The organism is Pseudomonas sp. REP124 (genome assembly GCF_020164475.1).
GTDB lineage: Bacteria > Pseudomonadota > Gammaproteobacteria > Pseudomonadales > Pseudomonadaceae > Aquipseudomonas.
This window is the reverse complement of sequence record NZ_JAIQWX010000185.1, coordinates 1-11,025: the sequence shown is the minus strand read 5'-3', so window position 1 is coordinate 11,025 and position 11,025 is coordinate 1. Positions and strand designations below refer to the sequence as shown.

Annotated in this window: 9 protein-coding genes; all 9 read left to right on the top strand. The window is 60.7% G+C overall.

What is annotated here, in order from left to right:
- Positions 1-109: 109 nt before the first annotated feature.
- The 9 genes from K9857_RS27465 to K9857_RS27425 all read left to right on the top strand — a co-directional run bounded on the left by K9857_RS27465 (position 110) and on the right by K9857_RS27425 (position 10,979).
- The gene (locus K9857_RS27465) at positions 110-841 is read left to right on the top strand and encodes a response regulator (protein WP_224541251.1); all 732 of its coding nucleotides are present in this window, start codon (positions 110-112) and stop codon (positions 839-841) included.
- Positions 831-2,300: an ATP-binding protein gene (locus tag K9857_RS27460; protein WP_318011787.1), complete on the top strand. Its 1,470-nt coding sequence runs from the start codon at positions 831-833 to the stop codon at positions 2,298-2,300. Before K9857_RS27465 ends, K9857_RS27460 begins: the two co-directional genes overlap by 11 nt.
- A gap of 262 nt (positions 2,301-2,562) precedes the next feature.
- A complete protein-coding gene (locus K9857_RS27455; protein WP_224541249.1) occupies positions 2,563-3,822 on the top strand; it encodes an AGE family epimerase/isomerase in 1,260 nt (419 codons plus the stop codon).
- Between the two features lie 118 nt (positions 3,823-3,940).
- On the top strand, positions 3,941-5,248 hold the full coding sequence (locus K9857_RS27450; RefSeq protein ID WP_224541247.1) for an ABC transporter substrate-binding protein: 1,308 nt from the start codon (positions 3,941-3,943) through the stop codon (positions 5,246-5,248).
- Positions 5,249-5,433: 185 nt separating this feature from the next.
- A complete protein-coding gene (locus tag K9857_RS27445) occupies positions 5,434-6,342 on the top strand; it encodes a carbohydrate ABC transporter permease (protein WP_224541245.1) in 909 nt (302 codons plus the stop codon).
- The gene (locus K9857_RS27440) at positions 6,335-7,180 is read left to right on the top strand and encodes a carbohydrate ABC transporter permease (protein ID WP_224541243.1); all 846 of its coding nucleotides are present in this window, start codon (positions 6,335-6,337) and stop codon (positions 7,178-7,180) included. Before K9857_RS27445 ends, K9857_RS27440 begins: the two co-directional genes overlap by 8 nt.
- 4 nt (positions 7,181-7,184) lie before the next feature.
- Positions 7,185-8,345 carry an ABC transporter ATP-binding protein gene (locus K9857_RS27435; protein ID WP_224541241.1) on the top strand — a complete coding sequence of 387 codons (1,161 nt, stop codon included), beginning with the start codon at positions 7,185-7,187 and terminating at the stop codon, positions 8,343-8,345.
- A gap of 201 nt (positions 8,346-8,546) precedes the next feature.
- A complete protein-coding gene (locus tag K9857_RS27430) occupies positions 8,547-9,893 on the top strand; it encodes a carbohydrate porin (RefSeq protein ID WP_224541238.1) in 1,347 nt (448 codons plus the stop codon).
- 231 nt (positions 9,894-10,124) lie between these two features.
- Positions 10,125-10,979, top strand: coding sequence for a D-hexose-6-phosphate mutarotase (locus K9857_RS27425; protein ID WP_224541236.1), 855 nt, complete (start codon positions 10,125-10,127; stop codon positions 10,977-10,979).
- The last annotated feature ends 46 nt before the right edge of the window (positions 10,980-11,025 follow it).

Below are 11,025 nucleotides of genomic sequence, written 5' to 3'. Positions count from 1 at the left end.
GACACACCGCATTCGCGAGCAAGCCCGCTCCCACATTGGTGATGTGGTGTTTGCAGGTTCAGCGCTTAAGGCATAATCCGCCCAATTCAAACAACAAGGACGCCGCCCCGTGAGCTCAGTCAACAAGTCGATATTGTTGGTCGATGACGATCAAGAGATACGCGAGTTGCTGGACACCTACCTGACCCGCGCCGGTTTCCAGGTTCGTACCACGCCCGATGGCGCCGGTTTTCGCCAGGCCCTCAACGACGAACCCAGCGATCTGGTGATCCTCGATGTGATGCTCCCGGACGAAGACGGTTTCAGTCTGTGTCGCTGGATTCGCCAACACCCGCGCCGGGCGCAAGTGCCCATCATCATGCTCACCGCCAGTTCCGACGAGGCCGACCGGGTCATCGGCCTGGAACTGGGTGCCGACGATTACCTCGGCAAACCCTTCAGTCCCCGCGAATTGCAGGCCCGCATCAAGGCGTTGTTGCGCCGCGCCCAGTTCGGTCAGGATCGTTCCGGCAGTGAAGTGCTGGCCTTCGATGACTGGCGGCTGGACATGGTCAGCCACCGGCTGTTCCACATCGATGGCGAAGAAGTGATTTTGTCCGGGGCCGATTTCGCCCTGTTGAAACTGTTCCTCGATCACCCTCAGCAAATTCTCGACCGCGATACCATCGGCAACGCCACCCGGGGGCGCGAACTGATGCCGCTCGATCGCATCGTCGACATGGCGGTCAGTCGCCTGCGCCAACGCCTGCGCGACACGGAAAAACCGCCACGGCTGATCCGCACCGTGCGTGGCAGTGGTTACCAACTGGCAGCCAATGTGGTCGCCAGCAATGCTCACTGATTCTTTGCGCAAGCTGATAAAACGAATCCCGATGCCGCGTTCGCTGCTCGGGCGCATGTTGCTGCTGACGTTGCTGGCGGTGTTGTTCGCCCAGGCGCTGTCGAGCGTGATCTGGGTCTCGCAACTGCGCGCCACGCAGCTTGAAGGCCTGGTCACCAGCGCCCGCAGCCTCGCCCATTCGATGAACGCCAGTGTCAGTTACTTGCGCTCGTTGCCGGTGGCCTATCGGCCGCTGGTGCTCGACCAGTTGCGCAGCATGGGCGGCACGCGATTCGTCGTGACACTCAACGACAAACCCCTGGGTATGGAAGTGTTGCCGATCACGCCGCGCAAGCTGGCGGTGATGAAAGCGGTGGACGAAGTGCTGCGTCAGTCCCTCGGTCAGGACACCGACATCTCGGTGTCTTTCGTCAGCCCCGAGGATCTGCGGATTTTCAATGGCGGCCTGAAACTCGACGAGTTGCCGCGCTCCTGGGCGCACTATGCGCTGACCCTGGAACCGGTGAATCCACCGGTGCTGGTGACGCAGATCCAGATGGCGCCCGGTGAATGGCTGTACATCGCCTCGCTGCTGCCCGAACCCTACACCAGTCTTGAAGAGCAGGGCCTGCCGGCGCAGCAGGTGTGGTTCATCATTCTCACCAGCGGTTTTCTGCTGTTGTTCATCGGCCTGCTGGTGCACTGGCAGAGCCGGCCGCTCAAGCGTCTGGCGCGGGCGGCACGGGAATTGTCGCTGGGCGCCGATGTGGAACCGGTGGCCGAAGGCGGTGGCAGTGAAGTGGTCGAAGTGGGCCGCGCGTTCAACACCATGCGCGAGCGCATCAGTCGCTACCTGACCGAACGCAGCCAGTTGTTCAGCGCGATTTCCCACGACCTGCGCACGCCGATTACCCGGTTGCGCCTGCGGGTCGAACTGCTGGAAGACGAAAAGCTGCAAGCCAAGTTCGGCCGCGATCTGGATGAGCTGGAACTGCTGGTCAAGGGTGCGCTGCAATGCGTAAAGGACACCGACATTCACGAGAACATCGAGTCGGTGGATCTCAACCATGTGCTCGAGTGCCTGGTGGAGCCGTACGTGGCGCCCAATGGCAACGGTCGCGTGACCCAGCAGGGTCGGGCGCTCGCGGCTTATCCGGGCAAGCCGCTGGCGCTCAAGCGTTGCATCGGCAACTTGATCGACAATGCGTTGAAGTACGGGCAGAACGCGCATCTGCACATCGATGACGACGAGAGCGCCTTTGTGCTCCATGTCGATGATGAAGGCCCGGGGGTTCCCGAGCAGCGGCTGGAGCAGGTGTTCGAACCGCACTTCCGCCTGGCGGGGCAGCAACAGGGGTATGGATTGGGGCTGGGCATCGCCCGCAATATTGCCCATAGCCATGGTGGGGAAGTGAGTCTGCAGAACCTGCGCGAGGGTGGGTTGCGGGTGACCCTTCAGTTGCCGCGCTCCGTTGATTGACACAAAACCCTGTGATGAGGGGGTTTACCCCCGTTCGGCTGCGCAGCAGTCGCAAATCCATAGCACTCGGTATGTCTGACACACACCAATTGCAGGTTTTGGGGCGGCTTCGCCACCCAACGGGGGCAAGCCCCCTCGCCACAAATATTACTCACCGCATAATTGTCACAGCTTGGTGACATAACTCGCCCCCTTCGTTACAAGCCCGCCATCCCCCGTTGTTTAGACTGCCCCTCAGTCATAACAACAAAAAAGGTCCCCCATGCACACCTTCCAACCTGCCTTCAGCAGTTGGCTCAACGCACCTGCCCATCAGCAATGGCTCGCCACCGAAGGCCTGCGCCTGCTGGCGTTTGCCAAGGCTTCGAAGCTGCCTGAAGGCTTCGGCAATCTCGATGAGCGCGGCCATCTGCCGGCCGATGCGCAAGCCGAAACCATGAACACCGCGCGCATGACCCACAGCTTCGCCATGGCCCATATCCAGGGCCTGCCGGGGTTTGCCGAGTTGGTGGATCACGGCATCCAGGCGCTGCGCGGGCCGTTGCGCGATGCGCTGCATGGCGGCTGGTTCGCGGTGGCCGAGCACCGTGACGGCAACACCGGCAAGAACGCCTATCTGCATGCGTTCGTGGCGCTGGCCGCCAGCTCCGCGGTGGTCGCGCAACGACCGGGTGCGCAGGCCTTGCTCGATGATGCGATCGACATCATCGACACGTATTTCTGGAGCGAGGAGGAGGGCGCCATGCGCGAATCCTTCAATCGCGACTGGAGCGAAGAGGAAGCCTATCGCGGTGCCAACAGCAACATGCACGCCACCGAAGCCTTCCTCGCCCTGGCCGACGTCACCGACGACAACCGCTGGCTGTGCCGCGCCCAGCGCATCGTCGAGCGGGTGATTCATGGCCATGCAGCCGCCAATGGTTATCTGGTGGTCGAGCATTTCGACCGCGACTGGCAACCGCTGCGCGAGTACAACCACGACAATCCCGCCGACGGTTTCCGCCCTTACGGCACCACCCCGGGCCACGGTTTCGAATGGGCGCGGCTGCTACTGCACCTGGAAGCGGCTCGGGTACAGGCCGGCATGCTCACGCCGGGCTGGGTGGCCACCGATGCGGAAAAACTCTTCGAACACAACTGCCGTCATGGCTGGGACGTCGATGGCGCACCGGGCATCGTCTACACCCTGGACTGGGACAATCGCGCGGTGGTCCGCCATCGCCTGCACTGGACCCATTGCGAAGCCAGCGCCGCCGCCAGCGCCTTGCTCAAACGCACGGGCGATGCGCAGTACGAGCACTGGTACCGGCTGTTCTGGGAATTTTGTGACAAGCATTTCATCGACCGTTGCGACGGCAGCTGGCACCACGAACTCGACCCGCTGAACCGCCCCAGCGCCGACATCTGGGCCGGCAAACCCGACCTCTACCACGCCTGGCAGGCACTGCTGATTCCGCGCCTACCTCTGGCACCGAGCATGGCCACGGCTCTGGGACAGTTGTCCCAGAGCGTTCCTGTGTAACCATGTGGTGACATTCGCGCGTCCCTTCGTTACCTGCGAAGGGATGTGCGCTGGTTAAAATCCTGTGCAGCGCAAGCACCAGACTTGCAATGCATAACAACAAGAAAGGTACTTTTAGATGAATGCGATTTCTCGCCTCGCTACTGTCATTTCTCTCGCCTCACTGGTTCCTCTTTCCGCGTTCCCGCTCGCAAGCTTTGCCGATGACTCCAAAGGTTCGGTGGAAGTCGTGCATTGGTGGACGTCCGGTGGCGAAAAGGCAGCGGTCGATGTCCTCAAGGCCCAAGTCGAAAAAGACGGCTTTACCTGGAAGGACGGCGCAGTCGCCGGCGGTGGTGGCTCCACCGCAATGACCGTACTCAAGAGCCGCGCCGTGGCCGGTAACCCGCCAGGCGTTGCGCAGATCAAGGGCCCGGACATCCAGGAATGGGGCAGCACCGGCCTGCTCAGCACCGACACCCTGAAGGACGTTGCCAAAGCGGAAAACTGGGATGGACTGCTGTCGAAGAAAGTCTCCGACACCGTGAAATACGAAGGCGATTACGTGGCCGTGCCGGTGAACATCCACCGCGTGAACTGGCTGTGGATCAACCCGGAAGTGTTCAAGAAAGCCGGGATCGACAAGGCCCCGACCACCCTCGAAGAATTCTATGCCGCTGGTGACAAGCTGAAAGCCGCAGGCTTCATCGCGCTCGCCCACGGTGGCCAGCCTTGGCAGGACAGCACCGTATTCGAAGACGTGGTGCTCTCGGTCATGGGCGCCGACGGTTACAAGAAAGCCCTGGTGGACCTCGATCAGAAAACCCTGTCGGGCGCCGAGATGACCAAGGCCTTCACCGAGCTTAAAAAACTCACCACTTACATGGACCCGAACCGTGCCGGTCGTGACTGGAACATCGCTGCCGCCGACGTGATCAACGGCAAGGCCGGCATGCAGATGATGGGCGACTGGGCCAAGAGCGAATGGACCGCGGCCAAGAAAGTCGCAGGCAAGGACTACCAGTGCGTAGCGTTCCCGGGCACTGATAAATCCTTCACCTACAACATCGACTCCCTGGCCGTGTTCAAGCTCAAGGCTGATCGCAAGGGCGACATCGCCGCGCAGCAGGACCTGGCCAAGGTCGCGCTGGGTACTGATTTCCAGAAAGTCTTCAGCATCAACAAGGGTTCGATCCCGGTTCGCACCGACATGCTGAACGACATGGAAAAACTCGGCTTCGACTCCTGCGCCCAGACCGCTGCCAAGGACTTCCTGGCAGACGACAAGACTGGCGGCCTGCAACCAAGCATGGCGCACAACATGGCCACTTCCCTGGCCGTGCAGGGCGCGATCTTCGACGTGGTCACCAACTTCATGAACGACAAGGACGCCGACCCGGCCAAGGCCAGTGCGCAACTGGCTTCGGCGGTCAAAGCGGCTCAGTAACTCCTGACGCAGCCTGTTCCTGGTTGGAATGGGATTGTGTGGGAGCTGGCTTGCCAGCGATGCAGGCGACTCGGTTCGACTTTGAACCCGGTTGATCCCATCGCAGGCAAGCCAGCTCCCACAGGATCCTGCTCCAACAGGGGATCGGCTTGCCGGTTTCTTTTCTCTTTACCTGGATTATCCCGATGAGCTCTGTGGCGGTTTTCAGCAAAGCCTCACCGTTCGATGCACTGCAACGCTGGCTACCCAAGTTGGTACTCGCGCCGAGCATGGTGGTCGTGTTGGTCGGCTTCTACGGTTACATCATCTGGACGTTCATTCTGTCCTTTACCAATTCCAGCTTCATGCCGAGCTACAAGTGGGTCGGCCTGCAGCAATACATGCGCCTGATGGACAACGACCGCTGGTGGGTCGCGAGCAAGAACCTTGCGCTGTTCGGCGGCATGTTCATCGGCATCAGCCTGATCCTCGGCGTGTTCCTCGCTGTACTTTTGGACCAGCGCATTCGCAAGGAAGGCTTCATCCGCACCATCTACCTGTACCCGATGGCGCTGTCGATGATCGTCACCGGTACCGCGTGGAAATGGCTGCTCAACCCAGGCCTGGGCCTGGACAAAATGCTGCGTGACTGGGGCTGGGAAGGCTTTCGCCTGGACTGGCTGGTGGATCAGGATCGCGTCGTTTACTGCCTGGTGATTGCTGCCGTGTGGCAAGCCTCCGGGTTCGTCATGGCGATGTTCCTGGCCGGTCTGCGCGGAGTCGATCAGTCGATCATTCGTGCCGCGCAAGTCGACGGTGCGAGCCTGCCGACCATCTATCTGAAGATCGTCCTGCCGAGCCTGCGCCCGGTGTTCTTCAGCGCCTTCATGATCCTGGCGCATATCGCGATCAAGAGTTTCGACCTGGTGGCGGCGATGACTGCCGGCGGCCCCGGCTACTCGTCCGACCTGCCGGCGATGTTCATGTATTCCTTCACCTTCAGCCGTGGCCAGATGGGCATCGGTTCGGCCAGCGCCATGCTGATGCTCGGCGCCGTGCTGACCATCCTCGTGCCGTACCTGTACTCCGAGCTGCGAGGCAAACGCCATGACTAATCAACTCGGAAAACCGACCCTGAGCTTCAGCCGCATCGCCATCTACGCGACCTTGCTGCTGGCGGCTGCGGTGTACCTGATCCCGCTGGTGGTGATGCTGCTGACCAGCTTCAAGACCCCGGAAGACATCCGCACCGGCAACCTGCTGAGCTGGCCGACGATGATTGACGGCATTGGCTGGATCAAGGCGTGGGATGTGGTCGGCGGCTACTTCTGGAACTCGGTGAAGATTACCGTTCCGGCGGTGCTGATCTCGACCTTCATCGGCGCCATGAACGGATACGTACTGTCGATGTGGCGCTTCCGTGGTTCGCAGCTGTTCTTCGGCCTGCTGCTGTTCGGCTGCTTCCTGCCGTTCCAGACCGTACTGCTGCCGGCCTCGTTCACCCTCGGCAAGTTCGGCCTGGCCAACACCACCACCGGTCTTGTGCTGGTGCACGTGGTCTACGGCCTGGCGTTCACCACTTTGTTCTTCCGCAACTACTACGTGAGCATTCCTGATGCGCTGGTCAAGGCCGCGCGGCTCGATGGCGCGGGCTTCTTCATGATTTTCTGGAAGATCCTGCTGCCGATGTCGATCCCGATCGTGATGGTCTGCCTGATCTGGCAGTTCACCCAGATCTGGAACGATTTCCTGTTCGGCGTGGTGTTCGCCAGCGGCGACGCCCAGCCAATTACCGTGGCCCTCAACAACCTGGTCAACACCAGCACCGGGGCCAAGGAATACAACGTTGATATGGCTGCCGCGATGATCGCCGGGCTGCCGACACTGCTGGTCTACATATTCGCTGGCAAGTATTTCCTGCGTGGGCTGACGTCCGGCGCGGTCAAGGGGTAGAAACATGGCAACTCTCGAATTACGCAACGTCAACAAGACCTATGGCGCCGGTTTGCCGGACACGCTCAAAGACATCGAGCTAAAGATCAACGACGGGGAGTTTTTGATCCTGGTCGGCCCGTCCGGCTGCGGCAAATCCACCCTGATGAACTGCATCGCCGGCCTGGAAACCATCAGCGGCGGCGCGATCCTGGTGGACGACGCCGACATCAGCGGCATGAGCCCCAAGGATCGTGACATCGCCATGGTGTTCCAGTCCTACGCGCTGTACCCGACCATGAGCGTGCGCGACAACATCGCCTTCGGTCTGAAGATTCGCAAAATGCCGACTGCCGACATCGACGAAGAAGTCGCTCGCGTCGCCAAGCTGCTGCAGATCGAACACTTGCTCAACCGCAAGCCCGGCCAGCTCTCCGGCGGCCAGCAACAGCGGGTGGCGATGGGTCGTGCACTGGCGCGGCGGCCGAAGATTTATCTGTTCGATGAACCGCTGTCCAACCTCGACGCCAAGCTGCGGGTCGAGATGCGCACTGAAATGAAACTGATGCACCAGCGCCTGAAAACCACCACGGTCTACGTGACCCACGACCAGATCGAAGCGATGACTCTGGGCGACAAAGTGGCGGTGATGAAGGACGGGATCATCCAGCAGTTCGGCACCCCGAAAGAAATCTACAACGACCCGGCCAACCTGTTCGTGGCGAGCTTCATCGGTTCGCCGCCGATGAACTTCATCCCGCTGCGTCTGCAACGCAAGGACGGTCGCCTGGTGGCGCTGCTCGACAGTGGTCAGGCGCGCTGCGAATTGCCGCTGGGCATGCAGGACGCGGGGCTCGAAGACCGTGAAGTGATCCTTGGCATGCGTCCGGAGCAGATCTCGCTGGCCGGCGCCGAGGCCAATGGCTTGCCGACCATTCGCGCCGAAGTCCAGGTCACTGAACCGACCGGGCCGGACACTCTGGTCTTCGTCAATCTCAACGACACCAAAGTCTGCTGCCGTCTCTCGCCGGACGTTGCGCCGCAAGTGGGCGAGACCCTGACCCTGCAATTCGATCCGTCGAAAGTGCTGCTGTTCGATGCCAAGACCGGGGAGCGTTTGGGGGCTGCCGGTCTTCCGAAAGTCGAGAGCCATGCTGCCAACGTAGCTCAATTCAAAGGCCGCTGAAGATCAAAAAACCTGTGGGAGCGAGCCTGCTCGCGATGGAGTGTCAGTCGACATCGATGTAGCTGAAACACCATCGCGAGCAGGCTCGCTCCCACAGATAAATCCTGGGGAATCCGTGGCGGGCGGCCTGTCGCCCGTCACAACCGTTGTAACCGCGTTAGTGAAGTAAAAACTTAATAACAATAAAACGAGGATGTAGGGATGAAGAAGAACAACAACGCTCAGCTTATCTGCCAGTTATCCGCGATTGCCGCGATGACCCTGGCCGGTAGCGTCCACGCAGCTGAAGCGTTTAGCGCCGATTCGGAATGGATGACCGGCGATTGGGGTGGTGAACGGACCCGGCTGATCGAGCAGGGCATCGACATCAAAATGGACTATGTCGGTGAAGTGGGTGGCAACCTGCACGGCGGCTTCAACGACGACAAGACTGCACGTTATGCCGACCAGTTCGGCCTGGGCGCGGCACTGGATCTGCAAAAACTCTTCGGCTGGGACAACACTCAGGCCAAGATCCAGCTGACCAACCGTAACGGCGAAAACATCTCCAACGACCGCATCGGCGATCCGCGCGCGGGCACGTTGAGCTCGTCACAGGAAGTCTACGGCCGTGGCCACATGGTTCGTCTGACCCAGCTGTGGATCAAGCATCAGTTCCTGGACAACAAGCTGGACGTCAAGGCCGGTTACTTCGGTGAAGGCGAAGACTTCAACAGCTTTCCGTGCGAATTCCAGAACCTGGCGTTCTGTGGCTCGCAAGTGGGTAACTGGGCCACCAACATCTGGTACAACTGGCCGATCAGCCAGGCGGCGATCCGCGTGAAGTACAACATCTCGCCTGAGTGGTATGCGCAGATCGGTGCGTACAACCAGAACCCTTCGCAGCTTGAACACGGCAACGGTTTCAAGCTCAGCGGCAGCGGCACCAAAGGTACCGTGTTGCCGGTTGAACTGGTCTGGCTGCCGAACCCTGGCAACCTGCCGGGCGAGTACCGTGTCGGTTACTACAAGAGCACGGCCAAGGCCGATGACGTTCGCGAAGACGAAAACGGCAACGATGCTGCCACCTCCGGCAATGCCTACCGCAGCCACAGCAGCAAGCACGGCTACTGGTTCGTCGCGCAGCAGCAACTCACCAGCCACAACGGCGATTCTTCCCGCGGTCTGAACATCGCGGCCAACGCCACTTTCCACGACAAGGACACCAACGTCGTCGACAACTACCAGTCGCTGATGTTCGTGTACAAGGGGCCGTTCGATGCACGTCCGAAAGATGACGTCGGCATCGGTTTCGCCCGTATCCATGTCAACGATGACGTGAAGAAAAACGCCGAGCTGACCAACACCGCCAACGGTGTCAGCAACTACGAAGACCCGCTGTTCTCGCCACTGCGCGAGACCGAGTACAACTACGAGCTGAACTACGGTTTCCACGTCACCAACTGGCTGACCGTACGCCCGAACCTGCAATACATCACTCATCCAGGCGGTGTGGATGAAGTGGACAACGCACTGGTCGCCGGCCTGAAAATTCAGTCGGTGTTCTGACGCTGTTGCGATAAGCTCCTCTCAATGTGCGCATTTTGCGGACAGCCCAGGCTGTCCGCTTTTTTTTGGGGCGTTTGTGGCGAGGGGGCTTGCCCCCGTTGGACTGCGCAGCAGTCTTATCTTTTTGGGGCCGCTTCGCGACCCAACGGGGGCAAGCCCCCTCGCCACAAAAGCCTGCGTCACAAAAGCACAGACAGTTGAGTACACCCATGATTTTCAGGACCGTTGCACATGCATGAGCATCCGCTACAACGCTTCTTCAAATCCTTGCGCGAACGCCCGGTGTTTGCGTGGGAGCGCTATCAGAAGCGCGATGTGCTGGTGATCGATCACCCGCTGTGTCAGGCGGTGTTCAGTCGTCAGGGCGCACAGCTGTTGCACTTTCAGCCCCGGGATCAGAAACCCTGGTTGTGGTGTGCGGCGCGCTGGCCTCATGTCGGTGCCATTCGCGGTGGCGTGCCGGTGTGCTGGCCGTGGTATGGCCGTCACCCGAGCGAGAATGCCTGGCCGTCCCATGGTTGGGCGCGGCTGCTGGACTGGAAGTTGATCGACAGCAGCAGCGACGACGATGGTGTGCGCCTGCACTGGCGGCTGGAGCTGTGCGACTGGCAGGCGGATCTGCATGCGCATCTGGGCGAAAGCATGGATCTGCGCCTGAGCACCGAGCACAACGACAGCCTTCCTTGCCAATTGAGCCAGGCTTTGCACGCCTACTGGCGTATTGGCGATGTCGGTGAGGTAGCGCTGTCTGGGCTCGAGGGCGCGCAAGGTTATGACCATCTGAACCGCGAGTTTTGCCAGCAGGAAGGCGAGTTGCGCGTCGATGGCGGCTGTCAGCGGGTGTTCCAGCATGACGGCGAATTGCAGCTCAATGACCACGCCTGGCAGCGGGCGTTGTGCATCGATACCGGCGAAACGGCGGACACGGTGGTCTGGCACCCGGGGTCGCGGCCGTTGCTGGGGGTGAGTTGGAATGAGGTGTCGGAGTTTGTCTGTGTGGAGGCGGCCAGTGGTGGTACGGACAGCCTGTGCCTGAAGCCGGGGGAGCGGGCGCATTTGAGTTTGCAGGCGCGGGTGGGGGGGTAGTTCCAGGTCTTGTGGTGCACCTGCTGGCCTCATCGCGGGCAAGCCC

What these genes read in the sequence shown, in the direction of transcription:
- K9857_RS27430 (WP_224541238.1), top strand. Translation starts at nt 8,547, where the DNA reads ATGAAGAAGAACAACAACGCTCAGCTTATCTGCCAGTTATCCGCGATT.
- K9857_RS27450 (WP_224541247.1), top strand. Translation starts at nt 3,941, where the DNA reads ATGAATGCGATTTCTCGCCTCGCTACTGTCATTTCTCTCGCCTCACTG.
- K9857_RS27435 (WP_224541241.1), top strand. Translation starts at nt 7,185, where the DNA reads ATGGCAACTCTCGAATTACGCAACGTCAACAAGACCTATGGCGCCGGT.
- K9857_RS27440 (WP_224541243.1), top strand. Translation starts at nt 6,335, where the DNA reads ATGACTAATCAACTCGGAAAACCGACCCTGAGCTTCAGCCGCATCGCC.
- K9857_RS27445 (WP_224541245.1), top strand. Translation starts at nt 5,434, where the DNA reads ATGAGCTCTGTGGCGGTTTTCAGCAAAGCCTCACCGTTCGATGCACTG.
- K9857_RS27460 (WP_318011787.1), top strand. Translation starts at nt 831, where the DNA reads ATGCTCACTGATTCTTTGCGCAAGCTGATAAAACGAATCCCGATGCCG.
- K9857_RS27425 (WP_224541236.1), top strand. Translation starts at nt 10,125, where the DNA reads ATGCATGAGCATCCGCTACAACGCTTCTTCAAATCCTTGCGCGAACGC.
- K9857_RS27455 (WP_224541249.1), top strand. Translation starts at nt 2,563, where the DNA reads ATGCACACCTTCCAACCTGCCTTCAGCAGTTGGCTCAACGCACCTGCC.